Below are 22,015 nucleotides of genomic sequence, written 5' to 3' on the forward strand. Positions count from 1 at the left end.
TGCCTGCCGCGGTCCCGCCCGGCAGGTAATGTCCGTCCGGTGGGGAAGATCGTCCGCATCGGCGTGTTCTACGACGGCACCTGGTTCGCGTATCTCAGCGACTTCTACGCGACCGCGCACCGGCGGGGCGCGCGGATCGCGCTGGACGGTCTGCACGACGCGCTGCGCTGGTTCGTCCACACCGAGACCGGGCGCCCGCTCGACGAGTGCGTGGTCGCCGAGGCGCACTACGTCCGCGGTCGCATCGACACCCCGGCGGCCTCGTTCGACGCCGCACTGACCGCCGCCGGCGTCACCCGCCACGACCTGCCCCTGCACGGCGGCAAGGAGAAGGGCGTCGACGTCCAGCTGGCGCTGGAGGCGTGGGACCGGGCGACCACCGTGCCGCTGCAGTGGGTCGTGCTGCTCACCGGTGACGCCGACTTCGCGCCGCTCGTCACCAGGCTGACCGCGCGGGGCGTGCACGTGATCGTGCCCGTGGTCGACGTGCGGACGACCGACCGCGCACCCTCGTGGACCCCGCGCACCGCCGCGCCGCTGCGGTCCGCGACGCCGTTCACCCCGGGGTTCGACGCTCTGTTCGCGCCCTCCGACCTGCCGGAACACGCGTTGCGAAGCCCATTCGTGCGGTCCTCCCAGGCGGTCGCCTCACCCGTGGGCGCACCTCGTGGCCGTCGGCGCGGAACGGTGGCGACGTGGAGGTCCGGGGAGGCGCACGGGTTCATCACCGACAGCCGCGGCGGGTCGTGGTTCGTCTCGCGCGACGACCTTCCCGAAGGACTGACCCTGCTGCTGGCGGGCACGCCGGTCTCGTTCACCGGGTCACCGGTGCCGATGCCGGGCCGGAAGTACCCGCGGGCGCAGCTGGTCCGCCTCGACGACGTCACGCCCGGCGCATGAACCGGTCGCTGCGGCAGTTCGAGGACCGGGTGCTCAGGTTCGCGCCGTGGGTGTTGTGCCTGTCCCTGGGCATCTACGTGTGGATGCTGGGCGACCCGGCGGACTGGGGCATGATCGACCTCAAGGTCTACTGGAGCCTCGCGCCGAACGTCCTCACCGACCGGCTCTACGACGTCAAGATGCCGTTCACGGCCGACTTCCCGCTGCCGTTCACCTATCCGCCGTTCGCGGCGCTGGTGTTCCTGCCGGTGTCGGCGCTGCCGTGGCTCGCCGCGCGGGTCGTCTGGCAGGTGCTGTCGGTGGTCTGCCTGTGGTGGATCGCGCGGACGGCGCTGAAGCTGCTGGCGGCGAGGGCGGGGGAGCCGTACGACCTCAAGTGGTCGCGCCGGGCGTTGCTGTGGACCGCGGTGGCGCTGTGGTGCGAACCGGTGCGCAAGACCCTCGACTTCGGGCAGATCAACCTCGTGCTGGTCGCCGGGGTGTTCGCGGCGATGGTGGCGACCCGGCGGTCGGTGGCCGGGCTCGGGGTCGGGACCGGCATCGGGTTGAAGCTGACGCCGGGCATCTCCGTGCTGTACTTCCTGGCCACGCGCAGGTTCACCGCGGCCGCGTGGTCGGCGGCGGGCTTCGCGATCACCGTGGCGCTGGGCTTCCTCGGGTCGGCTTCGGACTCGTGGCGCTACTGGTTCGAGCTGCTCGGCGCGGCCGACCGGGTCGGGCCGGTGGGATCGGCGATCAACCAGTCGCTGCGCGGCGCGTTGTCGCGTTCGCTCGGACATGACGTGCAGACGTCGTGGCCGTGGCTGCTGGCGGTCGCGGTGTCCGCGGTGCTGACGTGGTTCGCGTTGCGCGCGGCGGTGCGGGCGGGTGACGAGCTGGCCGCCATCGTCACCGTGCAGCTGTTCGGGTTGCTGGTCTCGCCGATCTCGTGGAGCCACCACTGGCTGTGGATCATCCCGCTGGTGCTCTGGACCGTCTACGGCACCGGTCGTCCCGGTGGCCTGGCGCTCGCCGCCGCGTGGGTGGTCGTGACCGGTGCCGACGTGATCACGTTCCTGATCCTCCAGCAGCCGTCCATCTGGGAGATCCCGAGGCCGTGGCCGCTCGCCGCACTCGGCTGGGTGTACCCGGCGCTCGGCCTGCTCACGCTGGCGCTGACGCCTCGGCTACTCAACGTTTTCAACCAAGAACGAACATTGTCAAAAGGGTGACTGTCCAGGCATCCTCACCGACGGCAAGCTACAACGGCGTCGGATCGGGCGGTATGAACTCAACAGGATCGAACAACGCGGCTGAGGCTTTCGAGCGCCTGCACGGGGTCGCGCCGGCGGGCGTGTGGTCGGCGCCCGGCCGGGTCAACCTCATCGGCGAGCACACGGACTACAACGACGGGTTCGTGCTGCCGTTCGCGATCCCGCAACGGACGTGGGTGGCCGCCGCACCGCGCGAGGACGGCGTGCTCACGCTGGCGAGCGGCTCGATGACGGCCTCGCCGCTGCGACTCGCCGACCTCGAACCCGGAGGCCTGCGGGACTGGACGGCGTATCCCGCCGGGGTCGCGTGGGTGCTGCGGCAGCAGGGGATCACCGGCGGCGCCGACCTGGTGATCACCGGCGACGTGCCGCACGGGTCGGGTCTGTCGTCGTCGCACTCGCTGGAGGTCGCCACCGCGCTGGCGTTGCTCGGCCTGGCGGGCCGCGAGGCGTCCGCCGCCGACGTCGCCAAGTGGGTGCAGCAGGCGGAGAACGACTTCGTCGGCGCCCCGACCGGCCTGCTCGACCAGACCGCGTCGCTGTGCTGCACGGAGGCGCACGTGCTGTTCCTGGACGTGCGGACGGGCCGGCAGGAGCAGGTGCCGTTCGACGCCGACCGGCACGGCCTGGAGGTGCTCGTGATCGACACGCGGGTGAGCCATTCGCTGGTCGAGTCGGGGTACGCGGAGCGCCGTGCGGGCTGCGAGGAGGCCGCACGACTGCGGAACGTCCCGGCGGTGCGCGACCTCGACACCGAAGCCGGGCTGCCGGAACGGCTGCAGCCGCTGGTGCGGCACGTGCTCACCGAGAACGACCGGGTGCTCAGGACCGTTGAGCTGCTCCGGGAAGACCGGTACGAGGAGATCGGACCGCTGCTGAGCGCTTCGCACGCGAGCCTGCGCGACGACTACCGGGTGTCGTGCGCCGAGCTCGACGTGGCCGCGCAGGCCGCCGAGGACGCCGGCGCGCTGGGCGCGCGGATGATCGGCGGCGGGTTCGGCGGGTCCGCGATCGCGCTGGTACCCGCGCGGATCCGCGCGGACGTCGAGCGTTGTGTGGCAGAAGCCTTCGCGCGGCACGGGTTCACGGCGCCGCGGATGTTCACCGCGATCCCAGCCGCTGGAGCCGGTCGGGACCGATGAGCACGGCCGGTGCCGGGCGGCGCCACCAGCGGTACGACAGCAGTGCCGCCAGCCCGGCACCGGTGGTGTTGAGCAGTACGTCGTCCACAGAGGACACCCGGTCCAGCATCAGGACGTACTGCAGGACCTCGATCAGCGTCGAGCAGGCCGCCGCGAGCGCCACGACCCGGCCCAGCGACGCCAGCGCCGGAAACCGCAGCGGGGCGAAGAACCCCAGCGCCGCGAAGATCAGCAGGTTGCCGATGATCTGGCCGCGGTCCATCGTGAGCAGGTCGCTGAACGGCACCACGATGACGGCGCCGTGCGCCGGCAGATCGCCCGGCAGCATGGTCAGCCGCACCCACGGCACGGTGCCGTAGATCAGGCCGACCTCGGCCAGCGTCGTTCGCCAGGGTGCCGGGACGCCTCGGGTCCTGCGGTGCCGGCCGAGCAGTGCGACGACCAGTGCGGCCGCCGGCAGTGACAGCACCGAGAGTATGACGAGGCCGGTCTCCGTACCGACCCATTCCTGCCAGGTGTCAAGCATGCGGCCAGTCAAGTCGCGCGACGGTTGCCGCGGCGTATCCGGTTTTCGATATGCCCACGATACTTCATCGTCTCCATAATTTCAGTGTAGACTGAAAGAAGTGCCAGATCGGTCTCACCCGACGGGTCAGCGAACCGACCAGAACTGATCGCCCGTGCCGCGACACTCGGCGAACCGGCTGACCGCGTCCAGGCACCTGCCGGACCCGGCGACGACCGAACCGTTGGGGGAGAAGGAGAAGCGCTGTCCGGACGACCCGTCGCACGCCCGGACGGCGAGCGCGGCGGCGTCGAGGCAACGGCCGTCCGCCGCGCGCAGCTCGCCGGCGGCGGTGCGCACCCACCTCTGGCTCAGTCGTCCGTCGCAGTCGGCGGCGCGGTCGAAGTCCAGGCACCGCAACGATCGCGGGTTCGCCAGCACGGCGGGCACGCCGGCCGGAGGGGCGAGCAGGGGAGTGAGGCTTCCCGGCACCGACTCCAATGCGGCCGCCCAGCGGTCCGCCATCTCGGCGTAGCCGGCCGACGTCGGGTGCACGCCGTCCGCCAGGTCGGCCGCGGAGAACCCGGAGTGCATGTCCACGAGGTGGGTCCGCGGCCCTCGTCGCGCCACGACCGCGGGAAGAGCCGCGTTGAACGCGCGGACGCGTCCCTCCAGCACGGCGTCGTCGGGGATCGGGGTGATCTGGGCGACGAACACCTCGGCGAGCGGGGCGAGCGAGCGGATCCTGTCGAGCAACGCGCCGAGCCGGGCCGGGGCGGCGGCGACGTCGTGGTTCTGGTTGAGGTCGTTGGTGCCCGCGTGCAGCAGCACGGTTCGGGGGCGGGCGGAGCGGATCCAGGTGACGATGCCCGCGTCGAGCTGGTCGATGCGCCAGCCGGGGTGGCCCTCGTGGTCGTGGTCGTCGAGCCCGACCGGCCCGCTGGAGGCGGAACCGACGAAGTCCACGCCGTGTCCCGACAGGCGTTGCCACAACCGGGGCCGATAGCCGCCCGGTTCCGTGAACCCGTCGGTGATCGAGTCGCCGAGCGGCAGCACGCGCACGCCGCCGTTGGACTCGGTCCGGCTCGGGCTGGTCAGCACGACCAGTCCGAGCGCCAGGACGACACCGATCCGCCAGAACCTCACCCGCCAGGAGTACGTGGTGCGCGGGAGATCGTCAACGGTGAGGACGACCCTCCGAACGGCCCGGTGTTCTGCGGGTTCGCCGCCATTACGTTGGCTTTACCCTGCGAAACCCCTGCAATTCCTGCGAAGGAGCCCCAGGTGCGAAGAAGATCCCTGCTCTCGACCGCACTGGCGACCGTTGTCGTCGCGGCGGCGCTGGTCGTCCCCGCGGCCGCCGCCCCGCTCGCCGGATGTTCCGGCACCAACGACGCGGACGTCGCGATCGGCGACAACACCACGGTGGAGTCGTCGATCACCATCTCCGGTTGCGCGTCGGCCCCGTCCGCCACGAGCGCGGTGCCGGTGAACATCGTCCACACCTACATCGGTGACCTCCTGGTGGAGCTGGTGGCCCCGGACGGCACCGCCTACCCGTTGCACAACCGCTCCGGCGGTTCCTCGGACAACATCGACCAGACCTACACCGTCGACCTGTCGAGCGAGACGTCCAACGGCACGTGGAAGCTGCGGGTCAACGACAACGCGGCCAACGACGTAGGCCGGATCGACTCGTGGTCGCTGAACCTCGGCGGCACGCCCGCCAACGACTTCTCCGTCGCCGTGTCACCTGGTTCCGGTTCGGTGGCGCCGGGTTCGGCGGCGACGACGACCGTGCAGACGCAGACCACCAGCGGGCAGGCGCAGTCCGTCGCGCTGACCGCGAGCGGCCTGCCGTCCGGTGCGACGGCGTCGTTCGCCCCGGCGTCGGTCACGACCGGCGCGAGCTCGACGCTGACGATCTCCACCAGCGCGACCACCCCGGTGGGCACCTATCCCGTGACCGTGCAGGCCGCGGGCAGCACGACCAAGACCGCGACCTACGCGCTGACCGTCGGGGCCGGCAGCCCGGTTCCCGACATCGACGTGGCGGCGGTCAAGCAGCACCTGGCGCAGCTCAACGCGATCGCGACGCAGAACGGCGGCACGCGGCGTTCCACCACGGCCGGCTACCAGGCGTCCGTGGCGTACGTGAGGGACAAGCTCACCGCGGCCGGGTACGCGGTGACCGAGCAGGCCTGCACGTCCGGTTGCACCAGCGGCGCCGGTCCGAACGTGATCGCCGAGTGGCCGGGCGGCAACGCGAACAACGTCTACATGTTCGGCGCTCACCTCGACAGCGTGTCGGCGGGTCCGGGCATCAACGACAACGGCTCGGGTTCCGCGTCGTTGCTGGAGACCGCGCTGGTGCTCGCGCGGACCAACCCGGCCATGGTGAACAAGGTCCGCTTCGGCTGGTGGACCGACGAGGAGCAGGGCCTGCTCGGCTCGCGCTTCTACGTCTCGCAGCTGTCGTCGGCCGAACGGCAGAAGATCAAGGCGTACTACAACTTCGACATGATCGCGTCGGTCAACGGCGGCTACTTCATCAACAACATCAACAGCACCCAGTCCGCGTTCATGAAGGCGTACTGGGACTCGCTGAACCTGCGGCCGGAGGAGAACACCGAGGGCCGCAACCGTTCCGACGACGCGTCGTTCACCAACGCGGGCATCCCGGCGTCCGGGTACGCGATGGGCGCCAGTGCCACCAAGACGTCGGCCCAGGCCGCCAAGTGGGGCGGCACGGCGGGCAGCGCGTTCGACCCGTGCTACCACCGCGCCTGCGACACCACGGCCAACATCAGCGACACCCACCTCGACCGCGCGATCGACGGCATCGCCTACACCCTGTGGAAGTCGGCGATCCTCGTCTCCGACTTCTCCGTCGCCGTGTCGCCCGCTTCCGGTTCGGTGACGGCCGGGTCGCCGGTGTCGGCCACCGTGCAGACGCAGACCGTGAGCGGCAACGCGGAGACCGTGCAGCTGTCGGCGTCCGGACTGCCTTCCGGCGCAACGGCGTCGTTCACCCCGGCGACGGTCACGACCGGCGGCAGTTCCACGCTGACGATCAACACCGCGGCGTCGACCCCGAACGGCACCTACCCGGTCACGGTCACCGCGACCGGCTCGGTGACCCGCACCGCGACCTACACCCTGACCGTCACGGGTGGCACCGGCGGTGGCTGCACCGGCACCAACCCGAACGACGTCGCCATCCCGGACGCGGGTGCCGCGGTGGACAGCGACGTCGTGATCTCCGGGTGCTCGGCGACGCCGTCGGCGAGCTCCACGGTGGAGGTGCACATCGTGCACCCGTACATCGGTGACCTGACGGTGGCCCTGATCGCACCGGACGGCACGTCGTACACGCTGCACAACCGCACGGGCGGCAGCGCGGACGACATCAACCAGACCTACACCGTCAACCTCTCGGGCGAGGCCGCCAACGGCACGTGGAAGCTGCGCGTGCGCGACCTGGCGGCGCAGGACGTCGGCAGGATCGACTCCTGGACGCTCAACCTGACCCCGTAAACGGCTCTGACCAGGCCGCGCACTCCTCGCGGGGAGTGTGCGGCCGCAATCACAGGGCCCATCAAGGTGAAATATAGGCGGAAGATGGAGTGAACCTTTTCTGTTCTTGACGGTCCACTCAGCACCGACAACACTTCCTCGGCAACCGTTGTCCACCCGCCAGGATCGCCAGTGACGAGCCCAGTCGAGTCCGCCCCCACCCCGAGACCGGGGTTCGTCCGCCGTTTCTGGTGGGGTGCGCACCAGCACACCAGGATCGCCGTCCTGTGCGGCGGCGTCGTGGTGGCGCTGGCGGCCACCGGAGCGGCCGGGTTCCTCGGCGACCCGCCCCCGCGGGAGCACGCGACGGCGGGGCACGACACGGGCGTGCACCGGGGCGACTCGTTCGAGGTGACCGTCCAGACGGTGTCCGAAGTGGACGTCTTCGACGGTCTGGAACCGGCCACCGGACTGCAGTTCCACGCACGGGTCGCCGGGGTGGGCCGGATCGCGGACTGCTGGCTGCCGCAGTCCCTCGCCACCGCGCAGACCCTGTTGCGCGGCAAGACCGTGCGGCTCACCGTCAAGAAGGACGTCGATCCCGACAGCGACCGGATCGTGGTCGACGTGCGACTGCCCGACGGCCAGGACTACGCGCAGACCATCGTGCACGACGGCATGGCGCCGGCGGACGTGTCGTCCCGCGACGAGCTCGGCCCGGTCGAGTACGCCGCGCGCCAGGAGAACCGCGGCCTGTGGGCGGCCGCCTGCACGCGGATCGAGGCGGCGGGGACCACCTCCATCGCGCCGTCGTCGACCAGCGAGTCCCCGAGCACCACCACGACCACGGCTGCGCCGGAGTCGTCCGAGCCCCCGCGGCCGCCGGAGCCACCGGAGGTGACCACGACGACGCCTGACGACTCGTGGACCAACCTCTGGCTGGGCAAGATGTGCCTCAAGGAGGGCGCGCACAAGACCGGTCCGAACGGTCAGGAACTGGTCTGCGCCCGCAACGCCAAGGGGCAGCTGAGGTGGCGGCGTGCGGACTGAGGACGGCATCGACCTGTTCAGCGAAGCCGATCCGGAGCCCGGCGTTGAGGAGGCCACGCGGCCGCGTGGCCTGACCGAGGGCGGCTGGGTCCGCACGACCGGGTGGCTCCAGGTCGGCGACCATCCCGTGAGCTCGATCCATCTCGCCGCGCTGGTGGGCCTGCTGTGGGCGCTGGTCGGCGCGGCCGTGCTGCTCGGCACGTACCCGGTCGCGGCGGGTGTCCTGGTGCTCGCGGTTCCGGTGCTGTGCGGCGGGTTCTGGTGGTTGCTGGTCACTCGGCTCAGGCCCGCGTCCGCGGCGCGCAACGTCGGGGTGAAACGTGCTGACGAGCTGGTGCCGGGTGATCTCGTGCGGCTGTACGGCACGATCGGACCGGTCGGCGAGGTCGTCGGCGTGACGTCCGGTGTGGAGTTCCGGGGTGGCCTGCGGCAGTCGTGGCCGGGGGACCGGGTGGTGCACGTCGTGGAGCTGCTCAGCTGACGGGCGCGCTGCTCACAACCAGCCGCTGTCCTCGGCGACCTTGACCGCCTCGGCCCTGGTCCGCGCGCCGGTCTTGCCGATCGCGGCGCTGAGGTGGTTGCGCACCGTGCCCTCGGACAGGTGCAGCGCCTTGGCCAGGTCGGACACCGTGCCGCCCTGCCTGGCGACGGCCAGCACGTCGCGTTCCCGGTCGGTCAGCGGGCTCTGCCCCGTCGCGAGCGACTCGGCGGCCAGCGCGGGATCCACCACCCGCAACCCGGAGTGCACCCGCCTCACCGCGTCCACGAGCTGCTCCGGCGTGGCGTCCTTCACCACGAACCCGGCCGCCCCCGCCGCCATGGCCCGCGCCAGGTAGCCGGGCCGCCCGAACGTGGTGCACATGATCACCCGGCAGGCGGGCACCGCGTCCCGCAGCTCGGCGGCGGCGCTCAGGCCGTCCTTGCCGGGCATCTGCACGTCGAGCAACGCGACGTCCGGGGTGGTGCGCCGGGCCGCGGGGACGACCTCGTCACCCGCGCTGACCTCGGCCACCACCTCGATGTCGGGTTCCAGTCCCAGCATCGCGGCGAACGCGCCCCGCACGAGCGCCTGGTCGTCCGCCAGCAACACCTTGATCACGCCGCCTCCTGCTCACCGGCCCCCGTCCACATCACGTTCCCCCGCACCCTCACGTCACGCCGCTCCGCAGCCGGTACCCGCCCTCGTCCAGCGAGCCTGCCAGCACCGTCCCGTCCACGTCACGCGACCTCGGCCCGCAGCCGGTACCGACCCTCGTCCAGCGGTCCCGCCCGCGTCACGTGACCTCGGCCCGCAGCCGGTACCGACCCTCGTCCAGCGGGCCTCGTCCACGTCACGTGACCGCGGCCCGCAGCCGGTACCGACCCTCGTCCAGCGGTCCCGTTCACGTCACGTGACCTCGGCCCGCAGCCGGTACCCGCCCTCGTCCAACGGCCCCGCCAGCACCGTTCCGCCGTGCGGGGCCAGCCGTTCCGCCAGCCCCCTCAACCCGGTCCCCGGCTCGCCGACGCCGGCGCCGCGCCCGTTGTCCCGCACCTCCAGCCAGGTGTCCCCGAGCCGGACGGAACACCGGGTCGCGGCCGCGTGCCGCAGCACGTTGGTGATCCCCTCGCGCAACACGTACCCGAACACCCCCTGCAGCTCGGGTCGCACGTTGTCCACCGCGTGCGGCAGGTCCGCCTCCACCCCGGCGGCGCGCAGTGCCGCGCGTGCGCCGACCACCTCGGCCGACAGCGACACCTCGCGGTAGCCGGAGACGGTGGTGCGGACGTCGCTGAGCGCCTGGCGGGTGAGGTGCTCGACCTCGCGGATCTCCTCCAGGGCCCGGTCGGGCGACGAGCTCTCCAGCAGGCGCCTGGCCACGCCGGTCTTCAGCGTGATCGTGGTCAGGCTGTGGCCCAGGATGTCGTGCAGGTCCCGGGCCAGCCGGTTGCGTTCCTCGGTGCGGGCCAGCGCGGCGATCTCCTCCTGCGCCGCGGCGAGCGCCCGGTTCGCCCTGATCATCCTGCCCATGAAGAGCATGCCCATCGAGATCGACAGCAACGTGACCAGCTCGCCGCCGTCGCGGGGGAGATCGTCGGTCAGGTACATGGTGAGCGCCAGCACCGCGAGGATCGTCGCGTTGATCGCGATGGCCCGCCACCACGTCAGCACCACGCCGATGGTGGACATGATGTAGACCAGCAGGCCCGCGGACGGCATCCCCAGCCAGTACACGACGACCAGACCGACCGCGAGCAGCGCCAGGCAGATCGCCGTGTTGACGTTCTCGCTGCCGCTGGTCCACAGCCACCGCGGCGCCAGCATCCAGCCCAGCGCGTAGGTGAGGATCAACGCCACCAGCACCGTCCGCGCCGCGAGACTCCCGTCGCTGATGATCACGTTGTAGGTCAGCTCGGGGATGTAGAGCAGGACGAACACGAGGGAGAACAGGTACCACTTGATGTCGTTGTCCTGGTTGTCCTCATTGCGGCGGCGCACGACGACGAACCTAGCTCTGCGCGCGGTAGCGGCGCACGGCGACCAGCGACAAACCCGCCACCCACAGCCCGATCACCAGCAGCGCCTGCTTGACGTCCACTCCGGACACCAGCGGTGCCTGGGCCAGCTCCTTGATCCAGTAGACCGGCAGCACCTTCATGATCGTCGCCAGCCAGTCCGGTGCCACGTCCGCCGGGATCCAGATGCCGCCCAGCAGGCCGAGCAGCATGGAGGCGAGACCGGTGATGGCCTGCATGCCGTCCGGGCTCGCGATCAGGCCGATCACGATGCCCATCAGCACGAACGGGATCGCGCCCAGCCACAGCGTCGCCAGCACGCTGACCCAGTGCAGCGCGTCCAGCTGAACGCCCTTGACCGCACCGAGCACACACACCACCACGACTGCCGGCAACCCCACCAGCATGCCCAACGCGCCCTTGGTCATCAGGTACCCCGAGCCGGTCAACGGCGTCAGCTGCAGCTGCCGTTGCCAGCCGATGGCCCGCTCGACCGCGATCCGGGCGCCGATCGACAACGGCCCGGCCATCACGCCGAACAACGCCATGTTCATCATCAGCGACGTCGGGACCGGCAGCCCGTTGGGGAACTTCCCGCCGCCACCGCCGTAGAGGCTCACGAACAGCAGGTACATCACCGCCGGCACCACCACGGTGAAGATCAGGTACCGGCCGTTGCGCACCGCGCGCCGCATTTCCAGTGCCAGGAAACGGGTGTTCATCAGTCGTCCTCCCCGGTGAGAGCGAGGAACGCGTCCTCAAGCCCCAGTGCGGTGATCTCGATGTCGTGGGCGTCGGGGTGTTGGGTGAGCAGCGCGCGCACCGCGGCGTCGGAGTCGGTGCAGGTCAACGTGAACTGGTCGCCCCGCCGCTCGACCGCGCGCACGCCCGGCAGGTCGAGCTCGCCCGCCCCCGGCACCACGGCCCGCAGCCGCCGCCCGGACACCGCGGCCCGCACCTGCGCCACCGACCCGTCGGCCACGATCCGCCCGGACCGCATCAGCACGACGCGGTCCGCGTACTCCTCGGCCTCCTCCAGGTAGTGCGTCGCGAACAGCACCGTCCGCCCGGTGTCGGTGTAGGCGCGCATCTGCTGCCAGAACGCCCGCCGCGTCTCCACGTCCATCGCGACCGTCGGCTCGTCGAGCACCAGCAGGTCCGGTTCGCACACCAGCGCCAGCGCGAACCGCACCCGCTGCCGCTGCCCGCCGGAGAGCTTGGTGCACTTGCGGCTCGCGAGGTCGGCGATGCCCGCCTGCTCCAGCGCCCGCGCCACCGGCATCGGCTTGTGGTGCAGTGCCGCGATCAGCCCCACCGCCTCGGCGACCGTCGCGTCCTCCAGCAACGCGCCGCTCTGCAGCATGGCGGAGATCTGGCCCGCCACCACCGCCTCGCGCGGCGCCTTGCCGAACACGCTGATCGTGCCGGCGTCCGGAGTGGACAGACCGAGCATCATGTCGACCGTCGTGGACTTCCCGGCCCCGTTCGGGCCGAGCAGCGCGACCACCTCGCCGGGCGAGATCACCAGGTCGATGCCGTCGACCGCGCGGACCTCCCCGAACCGCTTCCGCAGACCGCTCAGCGCCACCGCGGCGCCGGCTCGCACAGCTGTTTCCGTCATGTCCACAATGCTGGCGGTCCGAACCCGACGGTGCGGGTCTCAGCTGTCACGACTGCGCCATGACAGATGTCACGGGCGCAGATGCTCGATCGGGACGCCGTACTCCTCTGCCAGTCGCCGGGCGATCAACGAGCGGTGGCACGCCTCCGGGTCGGCCTCGACGCAGAACAACGCCGCGACCCCGTCTCCGGACGCGATCGGCGCGAGGTCGGCGGCGTCGAGGACCTCCGCGGTGTAGCGGCGGGCGTACTCGGCGGCGAGCTCGTGCCGCGACCGCTTCCCGACGCCCTGGCGATCGTCCTCGGCGTACTGGACTTGCCGCATCTCGGTGGTGGGCGCGAGCTCGGTGTGGTGCTCGTAGCCGATGCCCGCGTCGGCGAGCGCCGCCTGCAACCGCTGCGAGTTCGCCCAGGCGTACTCGTGCCCGCGCACGCCGCGGCGTTGCCGGACGTCGAGCAGCACGCGAACGTCCGCGTGCCGCAAGCGCCGCAGGAACGTGTCGGCGTCGAAGCCGTACACCCCGATCGTCACCGCTTTGATCACGCGACGGCGGTCCCTTCCAGTTCGACCAGCTGGCCGGGGACCGCGAGCCGGGTGACCCCGAGCATCGTCGTCGCGGGCGCGACCCCGGCGGCACCCAGCCGTGCCGCGAGCACGCCGTAGTGCCCGAACAGCAGATCGACGTCGGTGGTGTAGACGTTGAGCCGCACCAGGTTCGCGAGTGACATGCCGGCCTCCCGCAGCACAGCTTCGAGGTTGTCGAGGCTCAGCGCCAGCTGGGCGGCCAGGTCGCCGTCATGCCGCGGCTTGCCGTCACCGTCCATCGCGGTCTGCCCCGAGCAGTACAGGGTCCTGGTGTGCCCGGAGACCAGCTCGCCCTGGTTGAACCCCAGCTCGGCCGACCAGGTGACCGGGTTGACCGCCGTTCGCTCCACTGCCACTTCAGCTCCATTCGGTTGGTGGGCAAAGCCTCCCAGCGAATCACGACATCCTCTGTCGGGTATTCCGCTAGGTTTTCCGGCATGCGCGCCGACCGGTTGGTCTCGCTCGTGCTGTTGCTGCGTCAGCGGGGCCGGTTGTCCGCGACCGCGCTGGCCCGCGAGCTGGAGGTGTCGACCCGCACGGTGCTGCGCGACGTCGAGGCGCTGTCCGCGGCCGGGGTGCCGGTGTACGCCGAACGCGGCAGGCACGGCGGGTTCGCGCTGCTGCCCGGTTTCCACACCGAGCTCACCGGCCTGAACCACGACGAGGCACTCGCCCTGCTCACCGCGGGCCGCGAGGAGGTGTTCGGTCTCGGCCCGGCGTTCGCGTCGGCCCTGCGCAAGGTCGTCGACGCGCTACCGGACGACCACCGGGCGACCGCGAGCGCGGCGGCCGCGCGCATCCTGGTGGAGCCGGACACCGATCTGCTGGTCTCCCGCGGACCGGCCGCGGAACCGCCGGGCCCGGCGATGATCGAGATCCGGCGCGCCGTCCTGACGGGACACCGGCTGCGCATTCACTACGCGGCCGCGAACGACGCGCCGCGGTGGCGCACGGTCGACCCGATCGGCCTGGTCACCGTCCGCGGCCGCGGGTACCTGCTCGCCACGAGGTCCGGCGCGGACCGCACCTACCGGCTGTCGCGCGTGCTCGCGGCCGAGCAACTCCCCGAACCGGCCCAGCGGCCGGCCGACGCCGACCTGGACCGGTTGTGGCGGGAGCGCTGCGCCCGGTTCCTGTCGAGCGACCACCTCACCGTCGAGGTCCGGGTGCACCCGGACCGGCGCGGGGACCTGTGCGATGCCGCGGTCGCCGTGCGCGCGGCCGAACCCGATACCGCCGGTTGGCCGCTGATGGAGGCGACGTTTCAGGACCTGCGGCACGCCGAGTGGGCGTTGTGGCGGCTCGGCGAGGACGCGGAGGCGCTGGCACCGGCGTCGCTGCGGGCCCGCCTGCACCGCCGTGCCGCCGCGATCGCCGCCCGCTACGCCGTCTCAACTGGTGATTTGACCGTTGACAGTCGAGCCGGGGTGGATTACTCAGTCATCGGAGGTGGGCGGGGCCACCTGACCAACAGCGTTGGCGACTGAGGTGGCGAATGACAGAGGAGTTACCGGAGATCCCCGGATTCCGGTACGTCCGACCGCTCGGCAAGAACGTCCACCTGTACCGCGACGGCGGCGGCGAAGCAGCGGTGAAGCTGCTCGTCGACCCGGCGCGGACGGCCGAGATGAGGACGGTGCTCGCGCTCGGGCACCCCGGCATCGTCGCCGTGCACCGCGCCGGGCGGACCCGCGCCGGACTGCTGTACCTGGTGATGAAGCACTACTCCGGCGGTGACGCCGGCGCGCTGGCACCGTTGCGGTTCGAGCGCGTGGTGGAGATCGGCCTCCAGCTCGCCGACGCGCTGCACGCCGCGCACCGGGCCGGTGTGGTGCACCGGGACGTGAAGCCCGCCAACGTCCTGCTCGACGAGAACGGCAACGCGTGCCTGACCGACTTCGGCGTGCTCGGCCGCGACCGGCTGCCGTGGACCGCGCCCGAGGTGATCACCAGCGGCGCGTACAGCGCCCGTTCCGACGTCTTCTCCCTCGCGGCCACGCTGTGGCACCTGCTCGCCGGCCACCCGCCGTTCGTCGTGCCGCGCGGCAACAACACGCACGCCGCCCTGGAGCAGCGCGTCCTGCGCGGCAACCCGCCACCGACCGGACGGGCACCGCAAGCGCTGGAAGTCCTGCTGCACCACGCGATGTCGGCTGATCCGGCGCTGCGGCCGCCGTCCGCGGAGGACTTCGCGCGGCGCCTGCGGGAGATCCACGTCGCCAGTGGAGTGTCCACTTCGGACGCGGTCGCCGTCTCCGCGGCACCGCCGCCCGCGCGCAAACGGGCGCGCTGGCCGATCTACGCCGGTGTCGCCGCGGTCGCCACGGCGGTGATCGGCACCAGCGCGGTCCTGTTCCTGGACGACGACTCGCTGCCGCGGTCGCCGCAGACGGCGCAGCCGCGGAACGCCGCCTCGGGACCGGGCGGTCCCACCGGCGAGGCGATCGTCAACGTGACCCGCGTGAACCCCACGACGTTGCGCTTCACCTGGACGTATCCGGCGCCGCGGGCCGACGACACGTTCGCCTGGCGCACCAACGACGACCTGAAGTCGGGCACCGTCCAGACACCGTCGATCGAGCTCTACGCGCCGGGCGCGTTGTGCGTCCAGGTGCGGATCGTGCGCGCCGACGGCAGCAATGCGAGCGACACGAGCTGGTCACCGGAGGGCTGCGGCTTCTGAGGCCATGAGTGGCCTTCCGCAATAGATTCGAACTGGGCCTGTGAAAAGGCCACTTCAGGTTCGATGATCACGGATATGACCATCACCGAGCTGAACGACGAGAACACCGCGCTGGCGTACGAGGCGATGCGTGAGCTCCGCCCGCACCTGACGTCCGAGGACGCCTTCGTCGCGGCGGTGCGCACCCAGCGCAAGGAGGGCTACCGGCTCGTGGCCTCGTTCGACGCGTCCGGCCAGGTGGCCGCGGTGGCCGGGTTCCGCCGCCTCACGAACCTCTACGCCGGATCGCACCTCTACATCGACGACCTCAGCACGCTCCCGTCCGCGCGCCGTCAGGGCCACGCGGGCGCGCTGCTGAACTGGGTCGACGACGAGGCCCGCCGCCTCGGCTGCACCGGCGTGCACCTCGACTCCGGCACGCAACGCCACCACGCCCACCGGCTCTACCTCGGTTCCGGTTACATCATTCCGGCGCTGCACTTCAGCAAGGCGCTGTAAGAGACTGGCGCGTGTGCGGGTGGCTGTGGTCTCCGGAGGCGATCCGGGTCATGTCGTGCCGGCGATCGCGCTGTGCCTGAGGTTCGCGGAGGCCGGTGACACCCCGGTCCTGCTCACCGGCGGCCGCTGGGTCGACGCCGCCACCCGTGCCGGGATCACGGCGTCGCGGGTGGCCGGGCTGGCGCTGGACGACCTGCGGGACGCGCCGGACCTCGGCGGAGCGCTGCACTCCCAGGCCGCCGCGCTCGCGTCCGCGCTGACTCCGCAACTCGCCGCGCTGGCACCGGATCTGGTCGTGTGCGACATCCTCGCGCTGGGTGCGAGCATGGCCGCGGAACTGCTCGGCGTGCCGTGGGCGCAGCTGTCACCGCATCCGCTCTACGAACCGTCCCGGGGCCTGCCGCCGCTGGGCAGCGGGCTGGCCGTCGGCACCGGCGTGCGCGGCAGGCTGCGCGACGCCGTGCTGCGCGCGATGACCGCGCGGTCGATCCGTCGAGGCGACCGCCAGCGCGCCGCCGTCCGCCGGCGGATCGGCCTGTCCCCGCGCGGACCGGGCCCGTCGGTGCGGCTGATCGCGACGCTGCCCGCCCTGGAGGTGCCGCGCCCGGACTGGCCGGACAACGCCCACGTCGTCGGCCCGCTGCTGTGGGAGGCGAGTGAGCAGCGGATGACCCCACCTCCGGGTGACGGTCCGCTGGTGATGGTCGCGCCGTCGACGGCGTGGACCGGCGCCACCGGGATGGCGTCGATGACGCTCGCGGCGTTGCGCGACCTGGGCGTGCGGGCGGTGATCTCGACGTTCACGCCACCGGCCGGCCTGCCGGACTGGGTCCGCGCGGGGCCGGGCCGGCAGGACGAGCTGCTGCGCCGGTCCTCGGTGCTGGTCTGCGGCGGGGGCCACGGCATGCTGGCCAAGGCGTTGCTGGCCGGTGTGCCCGTGGTGGTGGTGCCGGGCGGCGGCGACCAGTGGGAGATGGCGAACCGCGTCGCCCGGCAGGGCAGCGGCGTGCTCGTCCGTCCCTCCACTGTGGACTCGCTGCGGGCCGCCGTGGCGCACGTGCTGGGAGATCCGGGCTTCACCGCCGCGGCCGCTCGTGCGGCGGCGACGGTGGCCGACGTCCGCGACCCCGTGGAGGTGTGCCGCGCCGCCCTGACGCCCGAGCCCCGAGGTCCACGCCCGGTTCGAGACGCTCAGCGCGGCACCGACTGAGCGAACGCGAACACCCGGTCGGGGTCGTACCTGGAGGCCACCTCCCGCAAGCGCGGCAGGTTCGCCCCGTAGTACGCCTCGGCCCACTTCGGCAGCTCCGGGTCGATGTAGTTGACGTACCCGGTGTCGCCGGCCAGCGCGCCGAGCCCGTCCCGCACCCGCCCCATCGCCTCGGCGGTGGCGGCGGCGTTCGCCGGCGGGGTCTTGAAGTAGATCTGCGCGCTCGCCAGGGCGGTGCGGTGCGGGAACGCGGTGGCGTCGGGCGCGACGGCCGCCACCGCGCCGCCGAGGCCGTCGAAGATCAGGTACGACTCGTCGGACTGGCCGTTCATCAGGTCCACCGCCTTGCCGGGATCGCTCAGCGGCGAGCGCAGGACCCGGGACGACGCCACGAACGACTCGTGCTCGATGCCGCTGCCGGCGAAGTACTTCGTGGCCTCGGCGTAGCTCTGCGGCTGGATGAACCGCGAGGCGGGCGCGGGCAGACCGGACAGCAGCGCCGCGAGGTCGCCGACGGACCCGACGAAGCAGCCGCCGACCCGGCAGGTGGGCCGGGCGCCGCCGCGCACGACGACGTTGGACCACAGCTCGTCCGGCGCCCGCGCGATCCAGCCCTGCCACGCACCGAGCACGTCCGAGGTGGTGTTGTACTGCAAGGAGAACACCGTGACGTCGGGCGCGGGCACCGTGCCGAACACGAACTCGGTGACGATCGCGAAGTTGCCGCCACCGCCACCGCGCAACGCCCAGAACAGGTCCGGTTCCTGTTGCGCGGACGCGGTGACCAGCCGCCCGTCCGCCGTGACCGCAGTCGCCGAGACCAGGTGGTCGCACGTCAGCCCGTACTTGCGCGCGAGCACCCCGATACCGCCGCCGAGCGTGAGACCCGCGACGCCCACGGTCGGACACGTGCCGGTCGGCAGACAGCGGCCCGCCGCCGCGAGCACCCGTGCCACCTCACCGAGCGCGGCCCCGGCGCCGACCCGCACCCGGTCGCCGGGCAGCACCTCGACGTCGGCCAGTCTGCGCAGGTCGACCTGCAGACCGCCCTCCGGCGTCGAGTAGCCGGCGTAGCTGTGGCCGCCGCTGCGGGCCGCGATCGGCGCGCGCAGCCGGGCCGCCTCGACGCAGGCCTGGACGTCGGCGGGGGAGGCGCAGCGGGCGATGGCGGCCGGCTTTCTGCTGTCCCACACCGGGTTGAAGCCCTGGTAGGTGAAGCCGTCCTCGCCGGGCAGGATCAGCTGTCCCGAAAGGCGTGAGCGCAGGGCCTGCCAGTCCGGCGGTCCACTCGGGACGGATGAACTGGACGGTGGCGGTGGTGGAGGTGGCTTCGGCGTGGTGGTGCACGCGGTGAGCACTGCACCCGCGCCCGTCAGCCCGGCGACTTGGAGAAACCTGCGTCGATCCACAGGTCATGGTGGCACGTCGTGATCAGTCCTGACGCCGCGCAACGCCGGTCCGACCCACCGGTCCACGAGCGCCCGCAGCTGATCATCGCTGACCGCGGGCGTGGACGGAAACCGCAGGAACGACAGGAAAAGCCGCATCAGCACCTCGGCCAGCCCCGCGAAGTCGGCGTCCGTGCACACACCCGCAGAGGCCCAGTCGACGGGCACGGAACGCAGGATCCGCGCGCCGAGCGCGAACGAGTCGGGGGACGTCACCGCGCCGGTGAAGTGGTCGCCCTCGCCCGCCTGCAGCAACAGCCCCAGGTGCGGGTCGCGCGGCACCTCGCGGACGCCGAACACCACCGACTCCACGGCCACCTCCGCGGGGGTGGAGAACGTGGCCAGGTGGCGTTCCATCCGCCCGGCGAACTCCTCCACGCGGTCGGTGGCGACGGCGCTCAGGACGTCCGCCAGGCGCGGGAAGTAGCGGTAGACGGTCTGCCGGGTCACGCCGGCCTCCGCGGCGACGTCGGAGAGGCTCGTCTTGGTCAGACCGGCGCGGTCGATGCACGCGGTGGCGGCCTCGACGATGCGGCGGCGCGCCTCCGACTCCGTGCCGGGCGGGTTGCCCTGCCATCCGTGGTGCCCCATGCGCACCATCTTTCCGGAAACGCTCAGGCGCGGCGTGCGCGGTACAGCGTCGCACCGGCCGCGCAGAAGCAGGCCAGTGCGTACAGGCCGCTGCCGATGGGCGTGCCGGCCGCGGTCACGCCGTTGACCGCGCCGAAGTACGAGGGCAGGGCACTGAGCCAGAACACCGCCAGCACGATCAGGTACACGGCGGGGTAGTAGCGCGCGAACACCGACGGCTCCGGAGCCTCCCTGGTCGTCGCGATGACCCACGCCCCGGCCAGCCACACCAGCGCCAGTTCGACGCCGAGCACCCACGCCTGTGCCGTGACGTCACCGCGGGCGAGGCTGGACGGGATGCCCGCCACGGCCATGGTGAGCGGCGTGAGCACCCCGGCCACCGCGGTCCACAGGACGAACGACCGTCCATTTCGGACCAGGCGCACCACAAGGTACGTCATGGCCGCCAGGGAGACGGAGGCGAACAGCAGCGCGCTCTGCAACGGCACGGACGCCATCGCGGGCTGGTTCACGACGTGGTTGGCCGGGTTCCACGCCCACCACCGCAGCTGTGGTCCTATGTGGTCGAACACCTCGTAGAACACCTGCAGGACGAAGGCGACCGCCACCGCACCGGGCAGCGCCCCGCGGCGGAAGACGCCGAGCGCGCGCACTACCTCGTAGGCGAGCTGGCTGATCATCGGGTAGAACGCCACGATGTAGAGCGGCAGCCGGTCCCACATGAACTGCACGGTGAACCGGTTGTGCGCGAAGATGAAACCGTAGACGTCGTCCAGCCCGAACCACTCGGGGAAGTACAGCGGCGGCTCGATCACGAAGAGGTAGACCAGCGAGGCGCACCACAGCGCCAGGTTGACCCGGTCGCCCGCGCGGTAGCGGCGGACGGCGTGCACCAGCGCGAAGATCGCGCCGCCGACGACGAGCAGTTCCAGCACCGGCATCGTCCAGTGCGCCCAGGAGAACCGCACGGAGACCACCGGTGAGACGTCGTCGCAGTCGAAGCCGAGGCCGCGCGTGACCGCCCGCGCCTCCGGTGAGCAGGTCATCGTGCGGCCGCCGCCGCGGGTGAGTAGTCCGTGGCGGGAGGGTCGAGCCGCGGGTCGAACCCGAACGGCACGCGCCGGCGGCCCAGCGCGGTGCGCAGGCGGTAGCGCAGAAGGGCGGCGAGCACGCGCGGGTTGGTCATCATCTGGCCCAGCGACTCGTCGAGGTTGAACACCTTGGCGAAGTGCTCGTCGACGACCGGGTACTCGCGCGCGGCACCGACGATGAAGCTGAACGCCGGATTGGACACCGCGTCGAGCAGGCGGCGCTTCCACTCCGGCGGCTTCTCGGTGCCCTCGGCGCACCGGTAGCCCTGGTCCCTGGCCATCGCGAGCCGCCACGGCACGTTGAGCTTCTTGCGCTGCGCCGCGAGGAACCGCGCCGAGAACGCCGCGTCGAGCCGCTCGGCGCGAGCCAGGTGCCGGCTCAGCAACAACGCCGAGGTCGCCGCGGAAGAGATGCCCTGCGCGTAGAACGGGTTGAACGCGCAGATCGAGTCGCCGACGAACACCAGCCGCCGCGGCGGCGTCGCCCACCGGTCGTAACGGCGCCACTTGTTGCCGGTCGACCGGGTCAGGTGCACCTCGGACGTGGGCGAGCAGTGCTCCATCGCCGCCGCGAACAACGGCGTCCGCACCCGGCGTGCCGAGTCGGTGAACGCCTCGGGCGAGCGCGGCATCTCCAGGCCCCACGAACCCATGCACGCGATGACGCGGTTGCCCTCGATCGGGAAGAAGTTGACCAGGAACTCGTGCTCGGGCGGGTGCTCGCCCCGGTCCGGCGTCGGCATGATCACCAGGTGCTGCCACCACCACGACGGCGGGCGCTGTGCCGGCAGCTCGTACCAGCGCGAGGTGTAGGTGACCTTGGCGTCGAGCGTGCGCACCTCGGGCTCCGGCCACCCCGCCGCCACCAGCCACGCGCCGACCGCGGAGCCGCGGCCCATCGCGTCGACCACGAAGTCGGCGTCCACGTGCTCGTCGTCGAAGTCCACGCCGGTCACAGCACCGTCAGCGGTCGTCAAGCCGTTGACCGACACGCCTTCGCGGATCTCCACGTTGCCCAACGCGCGCACGTGGTCGCGCAGCACCCGTTCGATCAGGATCCGCGAGCTGTAGATCATGGTCATCGTGCTGCTCTTGCGCGCCGACCAGCCCTCGCCGTCGAGGTAGGCGGCGTCCATGGACGGCATCAGGTGCAGCCCGCCCGCGGCGATGAGCGCCTTCTCGAAGCCGGGGAACAGCGCCTCGATGGCCCGGCGGCCGGAGTTGAGCAGGAAGTGCGGGTGCTTGCTCTGCGGCACGCCGCGCCGGTGCTCGGCCTGGGCGGGCAGCTCGTCGCGTTCGAGCACCAGCACGTGGTCGAAGTGCGGGGCGAGCGCTCCGGCGGCGCACAGGCCGGCCGCGCTGCCACCGAGGACGAGAGCCGTGGTACCGAGCCTCATGCGGACCAGCCCCTTGAGCCCGATCATAC

The 22,015-nt window shown here is 71.8% G+C and carries 22 protein-coding genes; 10 read left to right on the top strand and 12 right to left on the bottom strand.

The window, feature by feature from the left end:
• Positions 1–39 precede the first annotated feature (39 nt).
• Genes ACWEIJ_RS14480 through galK form a run of 3 tightly spaced genes read left to right on the top strand, consistent with a single transcriptional unit; the run spans position 40 to position 3,295 of the window.
• Entirely contained in the window at positions 40–900 is an 861-nt protein-coding gene (locus tag ACWEIJ_RS14480) for an NYN domain-containing protein (protein ID WP_449837626.1), read from the top strand.
• Positions 897–2,111, top strand: coding sequence for a glycosyltransferase 87 family protein (locus tag ACWEIJ_RS14485; protein WP_449837627.1), 1,215 nt, complete (start codon positions 897–899; stop codon positions 2,109–2,111). The genes ACWEIJ_RS14480 and ACWEIJ_RS14485 overlap by 4 nt, the downstream gene beginning before the upstream one ends.
• A 53-nt stretch (positions 2,112–2,164) precedes the next feature.
• Positions 2,165–3,295 (top strand): galactokinase, encoded by a 1,131-nt coding sequence (gene galK / locus ACWEIJ_RS14490; RefSeq protein WP_449837628.1) that lies wholly within the window; start codon positions 2,165–2,167, stop codon positions 3,293–3,295.
• Here the strand turns inward: galK and ACWEIJ_RS14495 are convergent.
• Positions 3,255–3,821: a VanZ family protein gene (locus ACWEIJ_RS14495; protein ID WP_449837629.1), complete on the bottom strand. Its 567-nt coding sequence runs from the start codon at positions 3,819–3,821 to the stop codon at positions 3,255–3,257. The two genes, galK and ACWEIJ_RS14495, sit on opposite strands and share 41 nt — an antisense overlap.
• A 126-nt stretch (positions 3,822–3,947) precedes the next feature.
• Entirely contained in the window at positions 3,948–4,946 is a 999-nt protein-coding gene (locus ACWEIJ_RS14500) for a GDSL-type esterase/lipase family protein (RefSeq protein WP_449837630.1), read from the bottom strand.
• A gap of 138 nt (positions 4,947–5,084) precedes the next feature.
• Between ACWEIJ_RS14500 and ACWEIJ_RS14505 the strand changes: the two genes are divergently transcribed.
• The 3 genes from ACWEIJ_RS14505 to ACWEIJ_RS14515 all read left to right on the top strand — a co-directional run bounded on the left by ACWEIJ_RS14505 (position 5,085) and on the right by ACWEIJ_RS14515 (position 8,847).
• Positions 5,085–7,337, top strand: coding sequence for a M28 family peptidase (locus tag ACWEIJ_RS14505; protein WP_449837631.1), 2,253 nt, complete (start codon positions 5,085–5,087; stop codon positions 7,335–7,337).
• Positions 7,338–7,508: 171 nt separating this feature from the next.
• A complete protein-coding gene (locus tag ACWEIJ_RS14510) occupies positions 7,509–8,366 on the top strand; it encodes a thermonuclease family protein (protein ID WP_449837632.1) in 858 nt (285 codons plus the stop codon).
• A complete protein-coding gene (locus ACWEIJ_RS14515) occupies positions 8,356–8,847 on the top strand; it encodes a hypothetical protein (RefSeq protein ID WP_449837633.1) in 492 nt (163 codons plus the stop codon). The genes ACWEIJ_RS14510 and ACWEIJ_RS14515 overlap by 11 nt, the downstream gene beginning before the upstream one ends.
• Before the next feature lie 12 nt (positions 8,848–8,859).
• Here the strand turns inward: ACWEIJ_RS14515 and ACWEIJ_RS14520 are convergent, their stop codons facing one another.
• From ACWEIJ_RS14520 to ACWEIJ_RS14545, 6 genes are all read right to left on the bottom strand, one after another.
• Positions 8,860–9,465, bottom strand: a complete 606-nt coding sequence (locus ACWEIJ_RS14520; protein WP_449837634.1) for a response regulator transcription factor — start codon at positions 9,463–9,465, stop codon at positions 8,860–8,862.
• A gap of 288 nt (positions 9,466–9,753) precedes the next feature.
• Positions 9,754–10,845, bottom strand: coding sequence for a sensor histidine kinase (locus tag ACWEIJ_RS14525; protein ID WP_449837635.1), 1,092 nt, complete (start codon positions 10,843–10,845; stop codon positions 9,754–9,756).
• A 10-nt stretch (positions 10,846–10,855) separates the two neighbouring features.
• Positions 10,856–11,584 carry an ABC transporter permease gene (locus ACWEIJ_RS14530; protein ID WP_449837636.1) on the bottom strand — a complete coding sequence of 243 codons (729 nt, stop codon included), beginning with the start codon at positions 11,582–11,584 and terminating at the stop codon, positions 10,856–10,858.
• Positions 11,584–12,483 (bottom strand): ABC transporter ATP-binding protein, encoded by a 900-nt coding sequence (locus ACWEIJ_RS14535; RefSeq protein WP_449837637.1) that lies wholly within the window; start codon positions 12,481–12,483, stop codon positions 11,584–11,586. Before ACWEIJ_RS14535 ends, ACWEIJ_RS14530 begins: the two co-directional genes overlap by 1 nt.
• Before the next feature lie 69 nt (positions 12,484–12,552).
• A complete protein-coding gene (locus ACWEIJ_RS14540; protein WP_449837638.1) occupies positions 12,553–13,026 on the bottom strand; it encodes a DUF488 domain-containing protein in 474 nt (157 codons plus the stop codon).
• The gene (locus ACWEIJ_RS14545; RefSeq protein WP_449837774.1) at positions 13,023–13,418 is read right to left on the bottom strand and encodes a RidA family protein; all 396 of its coding nucleotides are present in this window, start codon (positions 13,416–13,418) and stop codon (positions 13,023–13,025) included. The genes ACWEIJ_RS14540 and ACWEIJ_RS14545 overlap by 4 nt, the downstream gene beginning before the upstream one ends.
• Before the next feature lie 87 nt (positions 13,419–13,505).
• Here ACWEIJ_RS14545 and ACWEIJ_RS14550 point away from each other — a divergent pair, with 87 nt between their 5' ends.
• The 4 genes from ACWEIJ_RS14550 (at position 13,506) to ACWEIJ_RS14565 (ending at position 17,459) form a co-directional block, all read left to right on the top strand.
• Positions 13,506–14,555 carry a helix-turn-helix transcriptional regulator gene (locus ACWEIJ_RS14550; protein ID WP_449837639.1) on the top strand — a complete coding sequence of 350 codons (1,050 nt, stop codon included), beginning with the start codon at positions 13,506–13,508 and terminating at the stop codon, positions 14,553–14,555.
• Between the two features lie 8 nt (positions 14,556–14,563).
• Positions 14,564–15,751 carry a serine/threonine-protein kinase gene (locus ACWEIJ_RS14555; RefSeq protein WP_449837640.1) on the top strand — a complete coding sequence of 396 codons (1,188 nt, stop codon included), beginning with the start codon at positions 14,564–14,566 and terminating at the stop codon, positions 15,749–15,751.
• A gap of 75 nt (positions 15,752–15,826) precedes the next feature.
• Entirely contained in the window at positions 15,827–16,249 is a 423-nt protein-coding gene (locus tag ACWEIJ_RS14560) for a GNAT family N-acetyltransferase (RefSeq protein WP_449837641.1), read from the top strand.
• Positions 16,250–16,262: 13 nt separating this feature from the next.
• A complete protein-coding gene (locus ACWEIJ_RS14565; RefSeq protein ID WP_449837642.1) occupies positions 16,263–17,459 on the top strand; it encodes a glycosyltransferase in 1,197 nt (398 codons plus the stop codon).
• Here the strand turns inward: ACWEIJ_RS14565 and ACWEIJ_RS14570 are convergent.
• From ACWEIJ_RS14570 to ACWEIJ_RS14585, 4 genes are read right to left on the bottom strand one after another with little or no spacing between them, the layout of a single operon-like run.
• Complete coding sequence (locus ACWEIJ_RS14570; protein WP_449837643.1) at positions 17,441–18,868, bottom strand: FAD-binding oxidoreductase; 1,428 nt, start codon at positions 18,866–18,868, stop codon at positions 17,441–17,443. The two genes, ACWEIJ_RS14565 and ACWEIJ_RS14570, sit on opposite strands and share 19 nt — an antisense overlap.
• A gap of 3 nt (positions 18,869–18,871) precedes the next feature.
• Positions 18,872–19,498, bottom strand: coding sequence for a TetR/AcrR family transcriptional regulator (locus tag ACWEIJ_RS14575; protein WP_449837644.1), 627 nt, complete (start codon positions 19,496–19,498; stop codon positions 18,872–18,874).
• 23 nt (positions 19,499–19,521) lie between these two features.
• A complete protein-coding gene (locus ACWEIJ_RS14580) occupies positions 19,522–20,544 on the bottom strand; it encodes a hypothetical protein (protein WP_449837645.1) in 1,023 nt (340 codons plus the stop codon).
• Entirely contained in the window at positions 20,541–21,986 is a 1,446-nt protein-coding gene (locus ACWEIJ_RS14585; protein ID WP_449837775.1) for an NAD(P)/FAD-dependent oxidoreductase, read from the bottom strand. Before ACWEIJ_RS14585 ends, ACWEIJ_RS14580 begins: the two co-directional genes overlap by 4 nt.
• Positions 21,987–22,015: the final 29 nt, after the last annotated feature.

The organism is Lentzea sp. NPDC004789 (assembly GCF_053601075.1).